This is a genomic window from Bacteroidia bacterium (genome assembly GCA_027493955.1).
Taxonomy (GTDB): Bacteria; Bacteroidota; Ignavibacteria; order SZUA-365; family SZUA-365; genus JAOSJT01.
In genome coordinates, this window is record JAOSJT010000001.1 from 4,801,950 (window position 1) to 4,824,829 (window position 22,880).

Annotated in this window: 15 protein-coding genes and 1 tRNA gene; 8 read left to right on the top strand and 8 right to left on the bottom strand. The window is 57.6% G+C overall.

The features are described 5' to 3' along the window. Window positions 1-19: 19 nt before the first annotated feature. From M5R41_18190 to M5R41_18200, 3 genes are all read right to left on the bottom strand, one after another. Window positions 20-238, bottom strand: a complete 219-nt coding sequence (locus M5R41_18190) for a cold-shock protein (protein ID MCZ7558330.1) — start codon at window positions 236-238, stop codon at window positions 20-22. 505 nt (window positions 239-743) lie between these two features. Continuing rightward, on the bottom strand, window positions 744-1,559 hold the full coding sequence (locus M5R41_18195; protein MCZ7558331.1) for an ABC transporter permease: 816 nt from the start codon (window positions 1,557-1,559) through the stop codon (window positions 744-746). Beyond that, window positions 1,556-2,485 carry an ABC transporter ATP-binding protein gene (locus M5R41_18200; GenBank protein MCZ7558332.1) on the bottom strand — a complete coding sequence of 310 codons (930 nt, stop codon included), beginning with the start codon at window positions 2,483-2,485 and terminating at the stop codon, window positions 1,556-1,558. The genes M5R41_18195 and M5R41_18200 overlap by 4 nt, the downstream gene beginning before the upstream one ends. Before the next feature lie 150 nt (window positions 2,486-2,635). Here M5R41_18200 and M5R41_18205 point away from each other — a divergent pair, with 150 nt between their 5' ends. The 7 genes from M5R41_18205 to M5R41_18235 all read left to right on the top strand — a co-directional run bounded on the left by M5R41_18205 (window position 2,636) and on the right by M5R41_18235 (window position 10,574). Further along, window positions 2,636-3,319 (top strand): hypothetical protein, encoded by a 684-nt coding sequence (locus tag M5R41_18205; GenBank protein MCZ7558333.1) that lies wholly within the window; start codon window positions 2,636-2,638, stop codon window positions 3,317-3,319. Between the two features lie 174 nt (window positions 3,320-3,493). Further along, window positions 3,494-3,565: transfer RNA gene (locus M5R41_18210), tRNA-Glu, on the top strand. 173 nt (window positions 3,566-3,738) lie between these two features. After that, the gene (locus M5R41_18215) at window positions 3,739-5,262 is read left to right on the top strand and encodes a 5'-nucleotidase C-terminal domain-containing protein (GenBank protein MCZ7558334.1); all 1,524 of its coding nucleotides are present in this window, start codon (window positions 3,739-3,741) and stop codon (window positions 5,260-5,262) included. Then, complete coding sequence (locus M5R41_18220; protein ID MCZ7558335.1) at window positions 5,259-5,660, top strand: hypothetical protein; 402 nt, start codon at window positions 5,259-5,261, stop codon at window positions 5,658-5,660. The genes M5R41_18215 and M5R41_18220 overlap by 4 nt, the downstream gene beginning before the upstream one ends. A 2-nt stretch (window positions 5,661-5,662) precedes the next feature. After that, window positions 5,663-6,466, top strand: a complete 804-nt coding sequence (locus M5R41_18225; GenBank protein ID MCZ7558336.1) for an RNA methyltransferase — start codon at window positions 5,663-5,665, stop codon at window positions 6,464-6,466. Window positions 6,467-6,531: 65 nt separating this feature from the next. Continuing rightward, complete coding sequence (locus tag M5R41_18230; protein MCZ7558337.1) at window positions 6,532-9,078, top strand: OmpA family protein; 2,547 nt, start codon at window positions 6,532-6,534, stop codon at window positions 9,076-9,078. Next, window positions 9,075-10,574, top strand: coding sequence for a hypothetical protein (locus M5R41_18235; protein ID MCZ7558338.1), 1,500 nt, complete (start codon window positions 9,075-9,077; stop codon window positions 10,572-10,574). The genes M5R41_18230 and M5R41_18235 overlap by 4 nt, the downstream gene beginning before the upstream one ends. Window positions 10,575-10,896: 322 nt before the next feature. On the opposite strand, the gene M5R41_18240 is transcribed toward M5R41_18235, so the two are convergent. From M5R41_18240 to carA, 5 genes are all read right to left on the bottom strand, one after another. Then, the gene (locus M5R41_18240) at window positions 10,897-13,614 is read right to left on the bottom strand and encodes an HYR domain-containing protein (GenBank protein MCZ7558339.1); all 2,718 of its coding nucleotides are present in this window, start codon (window positions 13,612-13,614) and stop codon (window positions 10,897-10,899) included. A gap of 583 nt (window positions 13,615-14,197) precedes the next feature. Next, window positions 14,198-14,947, bottom strand: a complete 750-nt coding sequence (locus M5R41_18245; GenBank protein MCZ7558340.1) for a class I SAM-dependent methyltransferase — start codon at window positions 14,945-14,947, stop codon at window positions 14,198-14,200. A 39-nt stretch (window positions 14,948-14,986) separates the two neighbouring features. Continuing rightward, window positions 14,987-15,868, bottom strand: coding sequence for an ABC transporter permease (locus tag M5R41_18250; protein MCZ7558341.1), 882 nt, complete (start codon window positions 15,866-15,868; stop codon window positions 14,987-14,989). 251 nt (window positions 15,869-16,119) lie between these two features. Continuing rightward, the gene (carB, locus tag M5R41_18255) at window positions 16,120-19,320 is read right to left on the bottom strand and encodes a carbamoyl-phosphate synthase large subunit (GenBank protein ID MCZ7558342.1); all 3,201 of its coding nucleotides are present in this window, start codon (window positions 19,318-19,320) and stop codon (window positions 16,120-16,122) included. Beyond that, complete coding sequence (gene carA / locus M5R41_18260) at window positions 19,307-20,404, bottom strand: glutamine-hydrolyzing carbamoyl-phosphate synthase small subunit (protein MCZ7558343.1); 1,098 nt, start codon at window positions 20,402-20,404, stop codon at window positions 19,307-19,309. The genes carB and carA overlap by 14 nt, the downstream gene beginning before the upstream one ends. 459 nt (window positions 20,405-20,863) lie before the next feature. Between carA and M5R41_18265 the strand changes: the two genes are divergently transcribed. Further along, the gene (locus M5R41_18265) at window positions 20,864-22,696 is read left to right on the top strand and encodes a von Willebrand factor type A domain-containing protein (protein ID MCZ7558344.1); all 1,833 of its coding nucleotides are present in this window, start codon (window positions 20,864-20,866) and stop codon (window positions 22,694-22,696) included. Window positions 22,697-22,880 lie beyond the last annotated feature (184 nt).

Sequence of the window (22,880 nt, forward strand, 5' to 3'; positions counted from 1 at the left end):
CACATAATTCGCGACGGAGTCAGGACGCATCCTCCGGGGCATGCCTGCGGACGACGACTGCCTGCATACCTTTAGGACCTTCCTGGGCCTCATAATCCACAAGCTCGCCGCCTTTGAGCTTCTTGTAGCCCTCCCCTTCGATGACTTTATAGTGGACGAACACATCTCCGCCATCTTCCGGTTTTATGAAACCGAATCCCTTGGCGTTGTTGAACCACTTGACGACACCCTGTTCCATGCGGCCTCCTTGTACAAACGGTGGTTGGACTGACAGAAATCCACGGGCACACACGTGCGGCGCCTTTTGAAGACGCATGCGGCGCAATGTGATCCGCGCGTTACGAAGCGGGCTGGGATGATCTCCTGATGGGGACGGATTTTTGACCTAAAATAACCCGCGAAATGACTTGACGCAAGTACTTTCAGGTGTTCGGGAAAGAAAAACTCGATCTATCGTGTCACGATACTCGGTCCAATGGTTTGTGTACACAGCCGTCAACGAAGGAGGAGGGCCGACGAAGCGTACACAGACGGCAATCCTTTGTGAGGTCCCCGGCACACAGGATTGGTAAGGGATACAGCGGTCCTGATTACTCAGCACGGTGGTGTTTCACACCCCAGCAGGATAGGGAATCTTTGGTTTCACCCTGCTCCGTGCGCGAAGGAAGGACGTCGCAGTACCGCAAACAGCCCGCAGTCGCGGATACGCGCGGTGAGACGTTGCGGCAAGACGAAAGACGCTCTCAGAAATCCTTTTTACTGAACATCCACCAGGCGAGCGCGAACATCGCGCAGGCGAACAGCCCGCTCGTCCACAGCGGCTCCCAGGGGATGTCGAGATGCAGCACCATGGACGTCGAGACTTTGGAGATGGCGTCGGGCTTGGGGAGAGGATAGTAGAAAAAATCCATCACGGTCTTGACGGTGTCGTTGCCGGTGAGCTCCGCGAGTGTCCGGCGGTTCTCGAGTACGGGATCGACGAGAAAGACATGCGCGTAAATGACGATCATGCTCAAAGCGGAGCTGCGCGTGGCGATGCTGAGCACCATCATCGCGGAATACAGCACGAGAAACATGTATGTAATGGGCAGCACTGCGCCGAGGAAGCCCCAATTCCAGTACCCGGACCACAGCCCCACGATAATCCATGATCCGCCGATGTAATACCCCACATTGGCGAACACGATGAGCACGGCGCCGAGCGTGGTGCCAAGGAGAATGTTGCCTCTGCTGACGGGCTTGGAGAGCAGAAGATCTATGGCTCCTTTTTCCATGACGCGCGGCAGTATGCTCGCCGTGGCGAATACCGCGAGTATGGTTGCGACGAAGGTGATAAGGCCCAGGGCCACGGCCTGTATCTGGCCGATCACCTCCTGTGAGCCGGAGATGTTCACCTGCTGCGATGCTCCCTCGCCTCCGACATTGATGGTGTCCGGCATGAGCAGGGCGAGAAGCACCTGCGCGAGCAGGGCCAGTGTTGAAATTGTCGCGAACGCGATGATGGTTTTACGCGCCAATCCTTCGCGAAACGTGTATCCTATGATCGCCCGCAGTTTCATTCCGCCTTCTCCCCTGAAATGACTTCGATGAACATATCTTCCAGACTCTGTCGTTGCTGTCGCAACGAGGTGATTAGAACGTTCGCTTCCCGGAGTTGATCTATCACGCTGTTGAGCCGCGTGACATCGTCGCAGCGGAGGTGCAGTTCGCCATCCTGGAGCCGGGCGTCCATGCGTGTCGCCTCCCAGTGCACGAGCAGATTGTCGGGGAGTGTGCCGTGAATACCAATGCTGTAACTTTCCTGCCTGGTCGTGAGTTCTTCGACGGATCCGAGACGGACCAGCTTCCCTTTGTCAAGAATTGCGACTCTGTCGCAGATCAGTTCCACCTCGCTGAGGAGATGGGAGTTGACGAAAACGGATTTCCCCTCGTTCCGCAAACGCACGAGCACGTCCCGTATGGCTTTTCTGCCGATGGGATCGACGCCGTCCGTGGGCTCGTCGAGTATGACCAGGCGGGGATTGTTGATGAGCGCCTGGGCAAGGCCGATGCGCTGGAGCATGCCCTTCGAATACTTCCGGATTTTGGTTTTTCTCCACTGCGTCATGTCCACAAGCGCAAGGACCTCGTCGATACGCTTCCCCAGCGTCTCTGCTGCGAGACCGCTGAGTTTCCCGAAATAGGAAAGCACCTGTTCGCCCGTCAGGAAGTCGGGATAGCGATGATTCTCGGGCAGGTAGCCCACCTCGGACTTCGCATCGGTATGTCCTATGGGCTTACCGAGCAACGTCGCACTCCCGGAGGTGGGGAAGACGATTTCGAGAAGCACCTTGATGAATGTGGTTTTTCCTGCGCCGTTCGGCCCCAACAGCCCAAAGATCTCTCCGTCATGCACATCGAGTGACAAGCAGTCCAGCGCCGTCACGGCGCCTTTGCGCTTCCCCTCGTACACTTTGGTGAGCTTGTCCGCATGTATGATTGTCATAGTTCACCCTGAAAGTAATCCGGAAAGATAGGACGGCCGGACACGTACTCCAAGTGAGGCTCACGGAATTTCACCGTTACAGGAATTTCACCGTAACAGATCAATAAGCGGGTCGGGAACCATCATTCTACAGTCCGGGGTTACGTCTGTATGCGCCATATTTTCCAAACCTCGCGTTCCGCCTTCAACTCCCGCGATACAATCACGCGCGAGCAACTCCTTCGTAACGCTTTTTTCCTTAGTGTCATTACGATTGCCTACAATGTGGCCGAAGGAGTCATCTCCGTGTATTTCGGCCAGAGCGACGAGACGCTCGCGTTGTTCGGCTTCGGTGTGGACAGTTTTGTGGAAGTGCTTTCCGGTATTGGCATAGCGCACATGATCCGGCGATTGCGGAGTCAGGGCGAAGAGAAGCGGGACAATTTCGAACGTACGGCATTGCGCATCACCGGCATCGCCTTTTACCTGCTTGCCGTGGGACTTACGGCCGGTGCGGTCATCAATGTCGTCGTCGGAACCGTTCCGGAAACGACATTACCCGGGATAGTCATTTCGGCGGTGTCGCTGGCGACGATGTACCTTCTGTTTCGCGCCAAGTTGCGCGTGGGCCGACAGCTTCGTTCCGATGCCATCATCGCCGATGCGAACTGCACGAAAACCTGCTTTTATCTCTCCATGATACTCCTTGCGTCCAGCGCATCCTACGAGATGTTCGGGTGGGGATGGTTTGATGTTCTGGGTTCGCTGGGTATCGCTTACTTTGCCTGGCGGGAAGGGCGTGAAGCCCTCACCAAGGCACGGACAGGAGTACTCGCGTGCGGTTGTGATCACTGAACGTACAGCACCCGCCGCACATTGCGTGATGGCGGGAAGCAGGAATCGGTCCGCCGGTGGCGGAGTGAAACGTGAAACGTGAATCGTGAATCGTGAATCGGAGGTCGTCAATCGCGTACGTCGTAATTCGTTTGCGAGTAACCCATGAAAACCCTATATTATATGTTCCGCTTCGGCGCGTTCGTCTAGCGGCTAGGACGTGGCCCTCTCAAGGCCAAAACACGGGTTCGATTCCCGTACGCGCTACTTGCAAACCCGGACACCGATCCGGGTTTTTTCTTATTGTTGTGGCTTGTAGATTTCACTCCTGTTCCGACCGCCCAAGCGCTGCATCGTCCCGACGCGGGACGCAGCATCGCTTGCATGTGTCGACAGCACGAGATACAACCTGTCAGATGCCGAGGTTACTATTGCCCGTGATGCATAGACTGCTTCTTGTTATTCTGCTCGGTCTGGTGACCGTTCTCCCTTCCGCTGCGCAGCAGACGGCGGGTCTCACCATTGTTCACTATAATGATTTTCACGCGCAGAACGTCCCGGTCACGATGATGATTGATGACGGGGAGGGCGGAAAGACGAAGGTGCAGGTGGGTGGCTCCGCTACCCTGAAGGCCTACGTGGACGGTATTCGGGCGGAGAACGAAAACGTCATTTTGCTCCATGCCGGAGATGATGTACAGGGCACACCGATCTCCTCGCTCACCAATGGTCGGTCTCAGTTCGAGTTGCTGGAGTTAATACAGCCGGACGCGATGACGCTGGGGAATCATGAGTTCGACCATGGTACCGACAATCTCCGTCAATTACTGACGACGGTAAGCTTCCCCATCATCTCGGCGAATCTTTGGGATAAAGTTCGTGGTGCGCCGTTCGTCCCGCGCTACCGCATACTCCGGCTTCGGGGTCTGTCCGTCGGCGTCATTGGGCTCGCACCACCGGATCTTCCGGTGCTGACCATGCGCGAAAACGTACGCGATCTCGACGTCCTCGATCCCGTCGCTGCCGTTCGGCAGACGATGGGCGAGTTGGAACGGAATCACAACGTAACGTGCGTCATCGTTCTCAGTCACATGGGATTTGAGGCGGATTCATTGCTCGCCGAGCAGGTTGGTGGCATTGATGTGATCATTGGAGGACATTCCCACACCGCTCTCGAAATTCCCCGGCGCGTCAATGGTGCCATCATAGCGCAAGCCGGCGAACGCGGGAAGTGGCTCGGGCGCATCGACGCCACGGTCGAAACAAACTCCGGCATCATCCGATCCTATCACGGGCGGCTGATACCGACGCGCACGGATGCTGTGACACCGAATTCCATCATCGCGGCAAAAGTTGCCGAACTGGAGGCACAGGTCGCCGAGGGTCTGGGTGAGCAGATCGCCGTATTGGAGAAGGACTGGATACGGGTATTTGACGGTGAATGCACTATCGGCAACTGGCAGGCGGACGTGATGCGCGATTTCGCAAACGCGGATGTCGCATTCCAGAATATCGGCGGCATACGGAAGGACATGCCGGCGGGACCGCTGACTCTCCGGGATATGTGGGAAATCAGTCCGTTCGACAATGAATTCGTTACCTTCACGGTTAGCGGCGCGCAACTTCTGGACATGCTGCGTCATCAGGCCCGGAGTTCGAAGGAATTCTGCCAGGTCAGTGGGGTACGCTACGTCTACGATTTCACCGCAGTTCCGGAGGAGGCACTTCGGGCAGACGTCGCCGGGCGCCCCGTCGATGCGGCAGCAACCTACCGCATCGTAACGAACAGCTATGTCGGAGGCCACCTCTATGACGTGTTCGGACTTCCCGAACGTGATATTGTGCTCAGTCCGGCACTGCCGGCTGCGGTGGGCAGGGATGTCTTTATCGAGTATGCGCGCCGACAGGGCCGCATCACCGGAGACATTGAAGGAAGAATCACCATTATCGGAAAAGGCAAATGAAGCGTTTCAGCATCACCATCACTCTGCTGTTCCTTCCCGTACTGACCGGCTTCTACCTGGTCGCGTGTAGCGACGATGGTGTCCGCCCCGGCGACGAAATCGTGTTTCCGGAGAAGGATGTCAGTTATGCCGCGCACGTGCAGCCGTTCTTCACCCTGCGCTGCGCGAACTACGGCTGTCATGAAGATCAAACGCGTGCCGGCAACCTGAGTCTCACGTCGTACGTCGCACTCACGGAGCGTCCTGGCATTGTGATCGCCGGTAACAGCGACGCCAGTTATCTCATGCAGAAGCTTGACGGACGACTGCCGCATCCCATAGAGGTTCCGGTGATCATCAACCAGAATCAGCTCAACGGCATCAGGACCTGGATAAACGAGGGTGCGAAGCATAATTGAGCATGATTATACAGCACGCAACCGCCCGACTTATCGCGCACGCGTCACGTCTCAAGCTTAAAAAAAACAGGGATGCAGAAGGGTTGTTTCTGCTCGAGGGAGAACGACTCGTCCGGGATGCGCTGGAGGAGCACATTTCGATCAGCCACCTCATCGTCAGCGATGCGCGTCTCTACCATTATAATTCGCTGATCACAGCTTGCGAAGAGGCAAACATTCAGGTGTATGTCAGCACCGCGAAGCAATTTCTGAAGCTTACGGACACCCGGCAGCCACAGGGTATCGCGGCTGTGGCACCGATCCCTTCGCCAGCCGGTGTGGACGATGCGGCGCTCAGCTCGGAAGTCCCCGTCGTCGCGCTTCATGGCATAGCGGATCCGGGAAATCTCGGTACCATCATTCGCGCGATGGATTGGTTTGGGATCCCGCTTCTGCTCTTGTCCTCGGGTAGTGTCGAGCCCTGGAACCCGAAGGTTGTGCGCTCGGCGATGGGATCGATGTTCCGAGTCCGAATATGCCACTACGATACGGAGGAGGAATTGCTGCGCATCGCACACACTGCCGGGCGAACACTCCTTGCCGCCGTCGCGGAGGGAGGGCAGGCCTTGCCGCGTTTGCACGTGCCGCCACGACCATTACTGGTGTTGGGTTCCGAAGCACATGGCCTTCCGGCGCCGTTGCTCGATAGTGCGCACAATGCGGTGACCATCCCCGGCAGCGGAGCGGCGGAATCCCTGAATCTGGCCATGTCGGCAACGATTTTACTGTATGCGTTTCATGTGGCCGGATGGTCGTTGACGGACTAGGGTAATAATCCGGAATTCCGTATTTTTCTCCTACGAAACGCACATTTCACAACACGCAGGAACAGGTGTTTCCTACGATCCTTCGCACCAGCGCGGCCGTGCTGGTCACCATCCCAACGATTACACTGCTACGCCGTGGCATGCTGCTCATGGTGCTGGCAATTCTCTTCCTGTCTTCCCGGTCCACGGCGCAGGACGGCATGCTCGACCATGTCTTCCGCTCACGATATTCCGAAGGCCTGCTGGCGATCCGTTTCGGAGGAGGGATTAACAGATACATCGGTGAATTCACGCCTGTGGACGATGCGCGCTTAATGTCGCTGAGCGCAATGTACTCCATCCGGCCTTTTCTTTCCGCCGGTTTGCGTGTGGATTATGGCATGGCGTCGTATCGTCGTGCGATCACGATGGTGGATCCGGAATTATACGAATTCCAGTTTGGTCTCGAGGAGAGCGAGCGCTCCACAGAGTTTTCCGCCTTCCATCTCGCCCTGCAGGTCACCCCGATACAGTGGTCGGTGTTTGATCTGTACGGCTTTATCGGGGCGGGAGTTGCCGTGTACGATGCGGAAGATCACGGTAGTGATTTCGCCCGTGTACGACCAAAAGCAGACATGCCGGGTACGATTTCCGTACCCCTCGGAGCCGGCTTCGATGTGCATATCACCGAAAGTATCGCGTTCAGCGCCGAAGTCCAGTATAAATTATTCTTTATCGGGGACTTTGATTCGTACGATGAAAAACTCATCAACATCGAGTATATCAAAGCGGGTGGCCGACGTCCGTACAATCCGGAACAGGTCAACGACAATCTGTTTTCCATGAGTATCGGGCTGAAGCTTTTTCTTTTTCAGAACGAAGATTACGACGGGGACCTGATCCGCAATCGCGACGAGGAAGTACTGGGAAGTGACCCGTACGATATCGACAGCGATGGAGATGGTTTGTCCGACTATCAGGAAGTGCATATTCACAAGACCAAACCGTTGTCACGCGACAGCGACAGTGACGGTCTCACTGATTATGAAGAGGTTACGGTGTTCAGAACGAATCCCATCGTTCGCGATACCGATGGCGACGGATTGTTTGATTTCGACGAGATCTACCGTCACGGCACCAATCCCCTGATGGCCGATACGGACGGAGATGGATTGAGCGATCGGGAGGAACTTGAAGTAGGGACCTATCCCACACATATCGACACCGATCTCGATGGCCTGACGGATGCGGACGAGGTTCGGATTTATCGTACGAATCCGCTGAAACCGGACAGCGACGGAGATGGCGTTTTCGATTACAATGAGGTCATGACCTACGGAACCAATCCGCTCAAGGATGATACGGACGGCGATGGATTGACGGATTATGAGGAAATTGCGTTCCATCGAACCAATCCCGTGAAGGCCGATACGGATGGCGACGGGCTGCGCGATGATCATGAGATCGAAGTCACGCGAACGAATCCCATTGATCGCGATACGGACGGCGATGGCATATGGGACGGCGTGGACCAGTGTCCGCTCGTACCGGAAAATTACAACGGTATTGCGGACAGCGACGGCTGCCCTGACGGCATCGGCTTCCCTGCACCACCGATCGCTTCGCGGGACGATTCCGGTCAGGGTACCGGTCCGGGCACCGGAACGGGCGGTGATCGTGGCGCAGGCACGGGTCCCGGAACGGGTGAAGGGGGTGCAGGCACAGGACCCGGAACGGGAACGGGCGGTGATCGTGGTGCAGGCACGGGTCCCGGAACGGGTGAAGGCGGTGCAGGCACGGGCCCCGGCACCGGAACAGGCGGTGATCGCGGCGCAGGCACAGGACCCGGAACAGGTGAAGGGGGTGAGGGTGCCAAGCCGGGGACAGGCACGGGTGGTGATTCCGGCGAAGGAGCAGCGCCCGGTACAGGCGAAGGCGGTGACGGCGGAGCTGGAACTGCGCCAGGGAGCGGCTATGGCACTGGGGACAGACGACGCAGTCCGAAACCGGGAGAGGGTGATACGGGTCGTGGCACGGAGGTCGGCACCGGTGAAGGCGGTGTGTGGAACAGAAATCGAAGCACCGTCTACGGTCCACAACCACGTCCTCTGCTCGCTCGCTACTATGATTACGACCCGCGTTATGTGCAGCACATCGTACCATACTCATCTATAGACACGAGTTGGAGTAGTGCGGCAACCCAGTACGACTTCAGCACGTTTGTGATTCCAAAACCACTGCCCGAATTCTCCATGGATGGACTGGAAGACGGCAAGACGTTCATGCTCGGAGACATCCATTTCGAATTCGACCGCGATGTGCTTCCGAAGGAATACCTTGCCGAGCTCATGTCGAAAGTGCAAATCTTCAAGACGTACCCGGACCTCGTGGTGGAGATCCGCGGACACACGGACAACGAAGGGACGGAGGAATACAACAACAATTTGTCGATGCGCAGAGCGCTGGCGGTGAAGAACTTCTTTGTTCGCCAGGGGGTCGCGTCACGTCGGCTCGAGGCAAAGGGCTTCGGTAAAAGTCGTCCATTGACCGATAATGAGAGTGAAATCGGCAAGGCGATAAACCGCCGTGTCGAAATGCATATTCTGAAACTCGGGAGCAGGATAGGCCAATGATTCGAACGCGTCTCCATCAGTTCATGATGCCGGAATCCGGGATCACGTCCATTTTCCTCGTTACGATCACTCTGCTCACCGCTTCCGTCGAAGTGCTTGCACAGGACATCATCTATCCCGGCCGCCCGCGTTACTCGGAGGGACAACTTGCCATCACGGCGGGCGGAGGCATCGCCAAATACAACGGTGAGTTCTCTGACGGAAAGGTGGACGCGAATTACTGGGCCTCCGCATCGTGGACAATAGGGCCGTATCTCCGTTTCGGTTTGCAGGCGGAAAAGGGTCTGCTTTCCTATAACAGGCGCTGGCGTAGAAATACGCAGTCGGCGTTTGAGGTACAATTCGGCCACGACGGAAATCAGGTGGATCGCAGTACCGAGTTTCAGTCCTTCTCCGGGCTTTTCTATCTCGATTTACTCCCCGCGCGATATTTCAATGTGTATTTTCTCGGTGGCGCCGGACGAATGTGGTACACTCCTGAAGATTATAAAGTGGGGGGGCTGTATCTGATGCCCGAGGAAGCCGAGCAACAGACATGGATCTTCCCTGCAGGCCTGGGCTTCGAAGCGTCTATCAGTCGTCGCCTTGCCTTTGCCGCCGAAGTGCGTACCAATCTTTCCCTGACAGGAGATCTCGACGCCTTCCCATCCGACGAAGTGCGCGATACCTATGCCGTACGCACGGGCGCTCCAAGAAATCCGAATGCGGCGGAAACCGCAAACGATTTCCATTTCTCCCTGACCGCCGGTCTGCGTATCTATCTTTTTCCGGATACCGATATTGATGGCGACGGGTTGACGAATGATGAAGAAGCCCGGCACAACACCAATCCCTACGACCAGGATACCGACGGGGACGGGCTCAGTGACTGGTATGAGCTCACGCAGCTCAAGAGCAGTCCCTTTCTCATCGATACGGACAACGACGGTCTGACAGATTATGAAGAGGTGGTCAAATACCACACGCGCTCCGACACGCTGGACACCGATCGTGATAATCTGAGCGATGCCAATGAAGTGCAGACGTTCTTCACGAATCCGCTCATGTCCGATACCGACCACGACGGCCTGCCGGATGGTGAGGAGATTCTTCTGGGTACAAATCCGAATATGGTTGATACCGATGGCGACGGGATTCCGGACGGGAAGGAAATCGAATACGGTACAAGCCCGTTGCTGCCGGATACGGATGGTGACGGGCTATCGGATGATTACGAGTTGTTCACAGCGCAAACCGATGCGCTGAAGGCCGATACGGACGCGGATGGGCTTACGGATTTCGAAGAAGTGATGATAGAACGGACAAATCCGCTGAAAGCCGACACCGATGGCGACACCTTGAACGATTTCCATGAGTTGCGGGTGATCTTCACGAACCCGTTGAGCCAGGACACCGACGGAGATGGTTTCCGTGACGATGTGGACAAATGCCCCAGGCTGCCAGAAGCATTCAACGGCTTTCAGGACAGCGATGGGTGTCCGGATAAGAGGGAGTGACGGTCTCGCGATTCGCTGCTGTGTGTAGGTCTTTCGATGCAGGTGGGGCGGGGCTCTTTTAGAGCATCCGTCGAATCACGCCACGCTTATGCGGCTGCGCCGATCTCCGGTACGGGGACCTCTCGTCCGGCTGCCGTGAAATATCATACCCTCACCTCCCAATGATGGTTTTCCTGTACCACCCGGCCCGGTGCGCTGTTCTGTGTCCGCACTGCACAGAGCGCGCTACCGTATTCATCACGATCTCGCTGATACCGTTAAAAAAAATGCGGGGTGGACAGTAGCATCCACCCCGCGCAATCTGATCCTCTCGGATCTCGTGTTATTTCATCAACATCATCTGCTTGACAGCGGTGAATTCCTCACCGGTCTCGACGGAGAACGCCGTCATCGTGTACGTGTACATACCCGATCCGATACGTGAGCCGTCGAAGGTCACCTCGAAACGACCGGCGTCATGGTGTTTACCAGGTACCAGTGTCCCCACTTCACGACCAAGAAGATCGAATACCCGCAACGTCACAATGGAAGCGACAGGGAGACTGTAGCTGATTGTCGTTGACGGGTTGAAGGGATTGGGATGGTTCTGATCGAGACCGAAATGACTCGGGAGCACATCGCCCAGGGCACCGGCCTTCTCCATGCTGAACGGCACGGTCACGGTCGCCGAAGCTGTCGCGGTATTACTGTGCGCATCGGTCGCCGTATACGTGGCGGTGTAGATGCGTCCCGTGCCCAGACCCGAACGCTCCGACCGCACACGGAACATGAGATCGGGGGTGTTGTAATCGGCATTCTGAACGTCATTCGGTGTATCTCCGTCACCCAGGCCGTTGTCCGCCTCATTGCTCACGATGGAGGTGAGAGCGTAGGTCACGCCGGGACAATTATCCGCCGCAACCACAGTGGCGGTGATGTTGCGCATAGTGTGATTCGGCGGCCAGAGCGAGGTCGGATTCACCGACACCGAGATTGTCGGTGGCTCGTTGTCGATCACTGTGACGGTGAAGGAGCACTGGGTGCTGTTGTTGTGCGCGTCCGTGGCAGTGACGGTTACCGTGGTGACGCCCACGGGGAATGCCGTACCGGAGGGAATGTCGTAGTCGATGGTGACGCCCGGACAATTATCGGAGGCGCTGGCCGCGTAGGTAACGACAGCTGAACACATACCGGGATCGTTGTTGACCGTGATATTCTCCGGGCAAGTGACCGAAGGCGGTTGTGTGTCGTTCACGGTGATGGTAAAGCTGCAATTTTCTTCCGATGTCGTCATCACGTTGACAACGGTCACACCCACAGGGAAAAAGCTCCCCGATGCCGGAGTGCTGGTCACGGTACCGCACGTTGCGCTCGTTGTTGGAGCAGGATAATTCACCACGGCGCCGCACATGTCCGGATCATTGGATACGGAGATGTTGGACGGGCAGGTCAGGACGCACGGATCGGTAGACTGAATCGCGGCGCGAATGCTCGGGCGCGGCCCGATGTTTTCGGAAAGCGGATTGGCCCCGGCCTGTTGTGGCGAACCAGTGGCGATAAGCAAACTGCGCATGGCGGCGGGCGTCATGACGTTGTTGTTGATTTCCTCCTGCATGCTTCCGATGAGGGCGACGGCGCCGGTGACGATCGGAGAGGCGCTCGACGTGCCACCGAAAGTACTGCGGTAATCGAGATTGTTGTTCGGACCTTCGGAATAGTACGTTCCATACCCCGTGGTCATCACGCCTTCACCCCAGCCCTGAACGTTGACCCGCGCACCGAAGCAGGAGAAGCCCAGTCGGGAACGGTCTGTGGTGGAGCCGCCGGGTCGCGCACCGGCGCCGACGATGATGGCGCCCGAATTTTTGGATCCATTGAAGGGGTAGTGTCCACCGTTCCCGGCGCTGTACTCCGCTCCATCGAGGTCCTGGCTGCCGTTTCCGGCTGCCTCGACAACGTGAATCCCGTTACCAACTGCGGTGACGATGGCATTGTACACCGACTCCTGCCATTCGGACGGGACGAGACCGAACTGGCTGGTGTTGTCGATATAGTTCGGTCCTTGTGTCTGCTGCTCGATAAGCAGGATGTCACCCGCCGAAAGGGAGGCGGCTGCGTTGGTGAGCGCGGCAGCAAGATTGTAGCCGTTATCCCAGCTCACAGGCGCCACAAAGATCTCCGCGTCATGCGCGATACCGGTCGTCCCCCAGCCGTTATTCAGGCTCACGAGCTCACCGAGCACCGCGGTGCCATGGTCCGTGTCATTAAAGGGATCGACGGCGGTGCGACCACCCGGGATAAGCGTGGTGATACCCGAGGGCAGATCCTGATGGTTGAGGTTCCAGGAGTACTCGAGGTCGACGATTCGGACGTTTGCGCCTGTTCCTCCGGCGATGGCCCAGGCGTAGCTGCTGGCATCGATACCGCCGGTGGCCTCCTCGAGGTACCCTTGCAGAGGCTGGAAGTCATCCGGCAGGGGCTGCGGGGCGGGAAGCGGTACCGGCTGGGCGATTTCTACATCCTCCAGTTCGTTGAGCAAATCCAGCCAGAGCTCCGTGTCCACGTTTTCAGGCACGGTCAGGATGAAATAGCTGTTCATATCCGCCACTTCCTTGCCGAGTTTGCGCTGCGCGTTTCCGCGCATTTCATCCATCTTTTCCTCCTCGACGGTGATCATGCGATGCCACACGCCGCCGTCGCGCGCGATGGCGGAGAGCAGTTCACGGGCACCTTCGCTGCGAAGTCCGCGCTGAGGACGTTCGAGAAGCATACCCCGGGGATTCACCGAAAAGCGTAGTCCATCCACGAACTTCACTTCGATGCGGGACCTGTCGGAGCCCTTCGTAACCCGATTGCGCTGTGATTTATCGGCGAGCTTTCGCGGAGCAAGTTCCTGGTCCTTGCCGTTGTTGGATTTCCCGCTCTCTCCCGAGGGTTTTTGTGTCAGCTCGGCGCTCCTGCTGTTGGACTGCGCCGAGACGTGCAAGGTGAGCACGCAGGCCAGACAAATCGTCAGTGTGACGATGCCGGCGCTGCGAAGAATCGTGTGTATTGTGTGCATGGTATCTCCAGAAAAAATGGTACATGGTAGTGGTGAGAAGGCGATGCGTAAACGTTGCAGCCATCGGTACGGTCGTCGCTCCGTGTCAGGCGGGAGAATCCCATTCCGTTCTCCTCGTGCGAGAGCAGGCGACTCGTGCAACATGGGCCTCAACTCGTGCCAAGCAGGACGATCTCCGGGGTTCTCCGGAAATGGCGGTGGATGAGCGCGAGTGAACGTATCCGAGGACGGATTCGTTTTTCGCTGACCAGTACCAATGCACACGCCGTGGGAGATCCAGCACCGACCACGCAGTCCGAAGGACGGAGACGTCGCACAGGACGCGGGGTGCACCTTGGCAATGGAAAAACATTCATGCGGACGCGTGGGTCCGAGGTATTGCGCTTTCGCGTTGTTTGTGGATGTTGTACAGAGAAGATACAGGATTAATCAAAAAATGTCAATAAGATTTTTCTGATTACGCTGTACGCGGAAAAGCAGGCATAGGACATGCCCGCGGTGCTCCCCGGAAGCAGTTCGTTATTCCCTGGTTCCCTTCGCACTCTCCTGCGAAAGTCCCCGCATCGGCAGGAGAAGCCCGCGCTCAGCCCGCGTGCTTTGCAACGATGCTCATGTACCCCATGTACCGCTTTCCGCCGTGTTTGTGATACACGTCGATTTCGTGCTTGTAATGCTTGACCAGCGCCTTGAGATGTTTCAACCCTTCAAACTTCTCCCGCGCGATGCTCTGCGCGGCGTCGCGAAACTGCGCGTAGAAGCCGCCCAGCACCCGGGATTGATCCACTGTGGCGATGATGTCGAAACCGCGGTCGCGAAACAGTGCGACGGTTTCGTCGAAATGGAGGATTTTATGTTCCCGTGATTCCCACACCTGGCGGGCAAACACCGGCACGTCTGGTTCAAGCCAGCAGGAATCGGAGAACAGCAGCATCCCCGTATCCGAAAGCAGGCGCTTGGCCTCTTTGAGCACTTTCCCCGCCGGATAGCTTGAAAACGCGCCTTCGAGTATAATCACATCAAACTGTCCGGGCTGAAAACGCGTGGCGAGCGGCGACATCATCATGATGCTGACGCGTTCCGCCATTCCCGCCTGCGCTATAGCCATTTTGCCGTACAGAACGGCTTCAGAGTCTTCCTCAATACCGGTGATTCGTCCGGCAAAATGGTAGGGGAGCGTGATGAGATGCTCTCCGAAGCGACAGCCCACAAGCAGCAGTTGCGCATCCTCGCGTCGCAGGAGTTCCGGGGGACATTGGAGCAGCAAGTCGCGGCTGAGAGGAGGTCCGCCGGGTGTGAGATGAACAGGGTAGAGTTCCGATTGCGAATACGCCATGGCGATGTGGGTGATGGATGTTGGAGTACGTATACCCGGTCAGGCTTGTACCAGCGCTTCTTTGAGAAAGCGCCCGATGGAGATGAGACTGCCGAGAAAGCCCAGAACGCCTCCCGAAATAATGAGCAGGAGGTAGAAACCGAAGCCGACGCCGATCTGCAGCAGGAGGTCTTCGGAAAGGGGTTGCAGGAAAAAAGTGACGACGATGTCAATGAGTACCGACGCGATGACACCGCCGACGACGCCGTGAAACACACCTTCGATCAGGAATGGCGCGCGGATGAACAGCGTCGTTGCGCCCACCAGCTTCATCGTCCGTATGAGATGGCGCTTCGCGTAAATCGTGAGGCGAATGGTGTTGGCGACAAGGATGACTGCTGAAGCGGCGAGCATGATGCCTATGAAAAACGCGGCGACACCGAAAGCCCGTGCACGCCTGTCGAGAAGCTGGAGCAGAGATTTGCGATAGTACACGTTGTCGACGAGGCGCAGTTTTTCGATTTTCCCGGCGAGGAGCGCAACGCTGTCGCTGTTGTTATAGCCGTCGCTGATACTGAGACGGAAGGATTGCGGGAGAGGGTTCTCGTCGAGGATGTCCGCAAAACTCTCGCCGAAGTCCTGCTTGAAGATCTCGGCGGCATCATCCTTGGATACGAACGTGACATCGGAAACACCAGGAAGACCACGCAGGATGGCCTCCATTTCCTCCTGCTGCCGCTGATTGATCTCCGCCGAGAGAAAAACCTCGACATCGACACGGGATCGGATGCTGTCAACAAAGGTGGTGACGTTCGATGTGATGAGCGTGAATACACCAAGCAGCAGAAGGGCGATGCTGACGGTAAACACCGTGATCAGCGTCGCCGATCTGTTTCTCCGGAATCCGGCGAAACTTTCCTTGAGTGTGTATGCGATGCTCATAAAGTCACAGCTTGCCAGCTTTCAAGCTATGAGTTTCGCGCGGCAATCGCAAAACCAGCCGAGAGCACAGCGCGTTGCGCCGGCTTTTCGGCTGTGCGAAGGTGTGGTGCTTGAGATTGTATTCGACCTGCTGGCAGCACAGCGCGTAGTGCCGAGCGCCTGCTCTTCAGAAAGCCGTTTGTGGGTTCGTAACATTCGAGATGTAAGCGCCCTGCGCCCCGCGCTACGCGCCCCGCACTCTGCGCCCTGCGCTACGCGCCCCGCTCCTCGTGTGCCGCGAAAATCTCCTGCAGGCTTCGCACGTCGAGTGGCCCCATGAGCAGCCGGCGGATGCCGCGCACGGCGGCACGGGCGCCGGACAGAGTGGTAACGACAGGTACGCGGTGACGTATGGCCGCGCGGCCGATTTCGTACTCGTCCTCGCGCGCCGTCGCACCCAATGGCGTATTGATCACCAGATGGATATTGCCGTTCTTTATCGCATCCACCACATGGGGACGACCCTCAACAACTTTGTTGATATCATGTACCGCAATGCCGTTCTGCCGCAGTACCGCGGCGGTACCTCTGGTAGCGAACAGATGGAAGGGTAACTCCGTCAGATCGCGTGCGATGGCCAGCAGGGCCTCCTTGTCGTGGTCGTTGACAGAAACGAAGACGTTGCCCGAGGTCGGGAGTTTGTTTCCCGCGCCCGCCTCCGCTTTCGCGAAGGCTGCACCCCAGCCGGTATCGAGGCCGATGACTTCCCCGGTGGATTTCATTTCCGGGGACAGAAACACGCTCTGTCGCGGAAATTTGTTGAACGGGAACACCGGTTTCTTGACGGCGATGAGTCCGTCGCTGCGATTTGCGTCGAGCTGCAGGTCGCGCAGCTTTTTACCAGCGGCGAGCTGGGCGGCGTAACGCGCGAGCGGAAGATCTATGACCTTGCTCACAAACGGTACCGTGCGGCTCGCGCGCGGATTGACCTCCAGCACGTATACCACGCCGCCTTTCATGGCGAACTGAATGTTGATCAATCCGACAGTCTGCAGCTCTACGGCGAGCTGCCGCGTGTAGGTCTCGATCTTTTCTCGTGCTTCGGGAAGCAAGTGATAGGGAGGAATGGCACAGGCCGAATCCCCGGAGTGTATGCCGGCTTCCTCGATATGCTGCATGATACCGCCGATGAAAACATCCTCGCCATCGCATAAGGCGTCCACATCGAATTCAAAGGCATCTTCGAGAAACGCGTCAATGAGTATGGGCTGGTCTTCGGAGATGATGGCGGCCTGGCGAACATAGCTTCTCAACGCGTCGCTGGTGTACACGATCTCCATACCGCGTCCGCCCAGCACGTACGAAGGACGCACGAGGACCGGATAACCGATACGCTCGGCGATGGCGGCGGCTTCGTCCTCGCTGAATGCGGTGCCGTAATCCGGCCGCGGTATGGCGAGGGTGTCGAGAATGCGGCCAAATTTCTCGCGGTTTTCCGACAGGTCGATGGCCTCGGGCGAGGTGCCGATAATGGGGACTCCGGCCTGTTTGAGGCGCATGGCGATATTCAGCGGAGTTTGCCCTCCGAATTGCACGAGGACGCCGTCGGGTTTCTCGAAATGCACGATGGCCATGACATGCTCGAAGGTGAGCGGCTCGAAATACAGGCGGTCGGAGATGTCAAAATCCGTGGAAACGGTTTCGGGGTTGCAGTTCACCATGATGGTCCGGTACCCAAGATCGCCGAGACCCAGCACCGCCTGCACGCAACAGTAATCAAATTCGATACCCTGCCCGATACGGTTGGGCCCGCCACCGAGAATCATCACCTTTTTCCCGACCAGCGGAGTAATATCGTGCTCCAGCTCGTAGGTGCTGTAACAGTAAGCGGTTTTCGCTTCGAACTCCGCCGCGCAGGTGTCCACCTCCTTGAACACCGGAAGAATCCCTGCCCGCGTTCGCTGGTCATGGACCTCCGCTTCTGTCAGGCCGAAACGTTGCGCAATCTGTGCGTCGCTGAAGCCCTCGCGCTTGAAGCGGCGCACTGCATCGTCGTTCAGAACCCCATGCCGCTCCAGTGCCAGCGAACGGATATGCTCGAGGAACCAGGGATCGATGCGGGTGATGTCGAAGAGCTCCTCCACAGTGGAACCCTGCTCGAAAGATTTCCAGACCTTGAGCAGGCGAAACGCGGTCGGGTAGCGCATTTTTCGCATGTCCAACTGACGCCCTTCGCCGGGTTTGGGCTCGAGCCCGTGCAGCCCGACCTCAAGGGATCGGAATGCTTTCTGAATGCTTTCCCGGAACGTGCGGCCGATGGCCATGACCTCGCCGACGCTCTGCATCTGTACGCCGAGCACACCTTCGGACGTAGGGAATTTCTCGAAATCGAAGCGCGGGATTTTTGTCACCACGTAATCGATACTGGGCTCGAACGCCGCCACCGTCGTACCGGTGATATCGTTGGTCAGCTCGTCCAGCGTGTAGCCCACGGCGAGGCGCGCGGCCACTTTCGCTATCGGAAAACCCGTCGCTTTTGACGCCAGAGCCGAACTGCGACTGACGCGGGGGTTCATCTCGATAATCACCATGCGCCCCGTGTCGGGATGCACGGCGAACTGTACGTTGGAACCGCCGGTGTCCACACCCACCGTCCGCAGACAGGTCATGGACCAGTCGCGCATCTTCTGATATTCTTTATCCGTCAGTGTTTGCGCCGGCGCGACAGTGATGGAATCACCCGTATGCACGCCCATAGGATCCACATTTTCTATGGCGCACACGATGATCGCGTTATCCGCGCGGTCGCGCACGACTTCCATTTCAAATTCCTTCCAGCCGAGAAGCGATTCCTCCACGAGCACCTCGTGGATAGGACTGGCGTCCATGCCGGCTTTCACAAGCTCGCTGTACTCATCCACATTGTAAGCGATGGAGCCGCCGGTGCCCCCCAGGGTGAAGGATGGACGAATAATGGCAGGGAAACCAGTGTGCTCGATGAGTTCCATGGCCTGTTCGTGATTGCGCGCGAAGCCGCCCCGTGCCGTGTCGATACCCACTCCGTCCATTGCCGCCTTGAAGAGACTGCGGTCCTCGGCGAGGCGGATGGCATTGATGTCCGCGCCGATCAATTGCACGTTGAATTTTTCCAGCACACCGCGTGTGTGCAGAGCCATGGCGGTATCGAGTGCCGTTTGTCCACCCACCGTGGGAAGCAGCGCGTCCGGTCGCTCCTTCTCGATGATGGATGCCACGATGTCCGGCGTCACTGGCTCGAGATAGGTCGCATCGGCGATGCTGCGGTCGGTCATGATGGTCGCGGGATTGGAATTGACCAGAATGACGCGGTAGCCCTCCGCGCGCAGGGCGCGACAGGCCTGCGTGCCGGAATAGTCGAACTCACAGGCCTGTCCGATAACGATAGGACCGGCCCCGATAATGAGAATGCTGGATATGTCGTTACGCTTTGGCATGCTGTTCCATAAGGGATATGAACTCTCGGAAGAGGTAGCGGGAGTCATGCGGGCCGGGGGCCGCTTCAGGATGATACTGTACGGAGAATGCGGGAATGTCGTCGCAGCGGAATCCTTCGAGCGTGTTGTCGTTGAGGTTCCAGTGCGTCGCTGTCACGGAAGTCGGGAGTGATTCGGCCTCCACCGCGAATCCATGATTCTGGCTGGTGATTTCCACCGCCCCGGTGAGCAGATTCCGTACGGGATGATTGGATCCTCTGTGTCCGAATCCGAGTTTGTAGGTCTTTGCGCCGAGAGCAAGCGCCAACAATTGGTGACCCAGGCAGATGCCGAACACCGGCACCCTGCCAAGGAGCGCTCGTACCGTCTCGATAGCGTAGTCCACCGCCTCCGGGTCGCCGGGGCCGTTGGAGAGAAACACGCCGTCCGGCGAGGTGCCCAGGATTTCCTCGGCGGTGGTGCGCGCGGGATACACCGTTACGTCGCAGCCGTGCGCCGCGAGCAAGCGGAGAATGTTACGCTTGATGCCGAAATCCAGTGCGGCCACGCGGTAGACCTTCGCGGCGTCGTTGGAGGGCCAATGGTACGGCGCTGAGCAGGTCACCGCGCCGGTGAGGTCCTGTCCGTTCATCGGAGGCAGGGCGCGCGCCTGCTCGATCAGCTCCTCCACCCGTCGGGTCCCGGTACTGATGATGCCGTTCATGGCGCCGAAGGTGCGGAGACGGCGGGTCAGCGCACGCGTGTCTATATCCTGAATACCGACCACGCCATTGCGTTTCATCCATTCCGCCAAGGAGAGCGTTGCGCGATGGTTGGAAGGGATTTCGCATCCCTCGCGCACGATGAGTCCGGCCGCCTGTATGCGCGCACTTTCCACGTCCTCATCGTTCACGCCGTAGTTCCCGATATGCGGATACGTCATCGTGACGATTTGGCCGCTGTATGAGGGATCGGTGAGAATTTCCTGATACCCGGTCATCCCGGTGTTGAAGCAGACCTCGCCCGAGGTCTCGCCTACGTGCCCGAAGGCCGTGCCGTGGTACACTGTTCCGTCCCGCAGGACAAGGACAGCAGGTTGTGTCATTAGGATCGCCGAAAAGGATGAAAAAAATCTACATCGAATAAATATACGGAGGAAGTGGCGGAATCGGAAAAATCTGGAATGAAGCAGCCGGGCATGAAACAGCCAGGCATACGATGGCTGTCCCGGTGGTCTGCCAGAGGAGTTCGGTTCGCGCGCGGTGTATTTGTGGAGATAGTACGAGATTGGGTCGAGCAGGAGAAGCGCGGCGACCTACGGACGTCGGTGGCGAAGCGCAGGCCGGGGTGGCGGTTGCCGGAAGACCGAAGACGAGCAGCGGGCACGATAAAAGCAGAAACAGATTAAATATCTCTATACTTGCCCTTTATTGCGGTATTACGTACATTGCTGCGAAAATCGACGAACGCAGCCATAACGATGTGTCCCACGATCAGCCTGGAGATTCAGCATTCGTCGATACTGCCCGTCCATTTCGTGTAAAAATATTCTTGCGAGGGTCCCATGCGTTACGTCATCGTCCCTGCTGTTTTCGTGCTGTGCGCGATGCAGGCGCTTGCGCAATATGGTTCGGTCAGAGGCCGAATTACCGATGGTGAAACCGGCGAACCCCTTATCGGTGCGAATGTGATCTTCGTCGATCTGAACAAGGGGGCCGCCACCAACGTCGACGGCCGGTACGAAGTCGTGAAAATTCCGCCGGGCATCTACGAAATCGTCGTCTCCTACATTGGGTACAAAAAATGGAACAGCGGCAAGATCGAAATACACGCGGATTCCGTTATCACCATGAATGTACAGCTCGCTTCCGAGTCCTACAGCACAAGTGAGGTGTTAATTGTCGCCCATAGCGTCGCCGCCAACCAGAACAGAACAGGCAGCGGGAGCACGGCGGGCGGCGCATCAGCGTTTGGGACTGACGAGGAATATGCTTCGTTCGTGGAGAATGATTTCCGGAATGCGCTTTTATCGCCCAGATCCACGTTCGGCATCGACGTGGATGTGGCATCGTACACAAATGTCAGACGCGTTCTCAACAGCGGCGGCATGCCTCCCGCGAGCGCGGTACGCACCGAGGAAATGCTGAATTATTTTCGCTATGACTACCCGAAACCTGCTGGCGAACATCCCTACACGCTGACGGCCGAACTGGGCCGATGTCCTTGGCAACCATCGCATCGACTCCTGCACATCGGACTGCAGGGGAAGGAACTTGACATGTCCGCATTGCCGCCGCAAAATCTTGTGTTCCTGCTCGATGTTTCGGGATCGATGTCGCCGGACAACAAACTGCCGCTGCTTCGGGAAGCCTTTCTCGTGTTTCTCCGCCAACTGCGCCCCCAGGACAGAGTCGCCATTGTCACCTATGCCGGCGAGGCGCAGGTATTGCTGCCATCCACGAGCTGTGATAGCATGCATCTGATCAGGGATGTCATCAGCGGACTCACGGCGGGAGGTTCGACCGCAGGTGGTGCGGGCATATTGTTGGCATACGCCACCGCGAAGGAGAACTTCATCGAGAAGGGCAATAACAGGATTATTCTTGCTACGGACGGAGATTTCAACGTCGGCGTTTCGGGGACGGACGACCTGGTTGCGCTTATCGAGAAGCAGCGCGAGGGGGGCGTGTACTTGTCCATTCTGGGGTTTGGGTACGGAAATTTGAAGGATGAAAAGCTGGAAAAACTGGCCGATAAGGGCAACGGGATGTACGGGTATATCGACACTTTTCAGGAAGCGCTTCGAATGTTCGGTTCGCAGCTCACCGGAACGCTGATAACCATTGCGAAGGATGTGAAAATCCGTGTCGAGTTCAATCCGTCTCTGGTCCGTGAGTATCGCCTGATTGGCTACGAAAACCGGTTGCTCGCCGATGCGGATTTTCGCGACGACACGAAAGATGCAGGTGAGATGGGTGCCGGTCATTCGGTTACGGCCTTGTACGAAATCGTCCCGCTCGATGCGCCGCTTGATCTGCGAAGTACCGATCCATACAAGTACACCGAGAACCGGGTACGCCCGGAGGCGATGGAGAGTGGCGAGATGCTGACGATCAGCACACGCTACAAACATCCGGAAAGCGGTGTGGTACGGGAAATCGAATGTGTCATCTCCGACGAAGCGGACCGACCTCCGACGCCGAACTTTCTCCACGCTTCCGCTGTGGCGGAATTCGCCATGTTGCTTCGTAATTCGCCCTACAAGGCGAACGCCTCTTTCGACCAGGTCATTGACCGTGCTTCGAGAGCAAAAGGGGTGGATGCCGACGGTGCGCGCGCGGAGTTCCTTCGTCTGGTGGAAATGGCGAAAGCCCTGCATTCGGCTGCGCGTCCGTAGAAACGGAGGGCGCACAGCGGGCATTGTTCGCGGATATGCCGGCGTTTCGTTCTCCAAGTTGTTTTGAGTGCTCGCGGGGATGGGAGGCGGTACCGCGGCGAGATCATCGTTGGGGGTGCGGCCGGCCATCGAGCGCAAGCTCCGCCGAACCGTAGCGGCGGATTGGGACGTCGCAGACACAGCG

Coding starts and splice junctions, on each gene's coding strand:
- M5R41_18215 (MCZ7558334.1), top strand. CDS start 3,739: ATGCATAGACTGCTTCTTGTTATTCTGCTCGGTCTGGTGACCGTTCTC.
- M5R41_18250 (MCZ7558341.1), bottom strand. CDS start 15,868: ATGAGCATCGCATACACACTCAAGGAAAGTTTCGCCGGATTCCGGAGA.
- M5R41_18245 (MCZ7558340.1), bottom strand. CDS start 14,947: ATGGCGTATTCGCAATCGGAACTCTACCCTGTTCATCTCACACCCGGC.
- M5R41_18240 (MCZ7558339.1), bottom strand. CDS start 13,614: ATGCACACAATACACACGATTCTTCGCAGCGCCGGCATCGTCACACTG.
- M5R41_18200 (MCZ7558332.1), bottom strand. CDS start 2,485: ATGACAATCATACATGCGGACAAGCTCACCAAAGTGTACGAGGGGAAG.
- M5R41_18235 (MCZ7558338.1), top strand. CDS start 9,075: ATGATTCGAACGCGTCTCCATCAGTTCATGATGCCGGAATCCGGGATC.
- M5R41_18220 (MCZ7558335.1), top strand. CDS start 5,259: ATGAAGCGTTTCAGCATCACCATCACTCTGCTGTTCCTTCCCGTACTG.
- M5R41_18265 (MCZ7558344.1), top strand. CDS start 20,864: ATGCGTTACGTCATCGTCCCTGCTGTTTTCGTGCTGTGCGCGATGCAG.
- M5R41_18205 (MCZ7558333.1), top strand. CDS start 2,636: ATGCGCCATATTTTCCAAACCTCGCGTTCCGCCTTCAACTCCCGCGAT.
- carA (MCZ7558343.1), bottom strand. CDS start 20,404: ATGACACAACCTGCTGTCCTTGTCCTGCGGGACGGAACAGTGTACCAC.
- M5R41_18195 (MCZ7558331.1), bottom strand. CDS start 1,559: ATGAAACTGCGGGCGATCATAGGATACACGTTTCGCGAAGGATTGGCG.
- carB (MCZ7558342.1), bottom strand. CDS start 19,320: ATGCCAAAGCGTAACGACATATCCAGCATTCTCATTATCGGGGCCGGT.
- M5R41_18225 (MCZ7558336.1), top strand. CDS start 5,663: ATGATTATACAGCACGCAACCGCCCGACTTATCGCGCACGCGTCACGT.
- M5R41_18190 (MCZ7558330.1), bottom strand. CDS start 238: ATGGAACAGGGTGTCGTCAAGTGGTTCAACAACGCCAAGGGATTCGGT.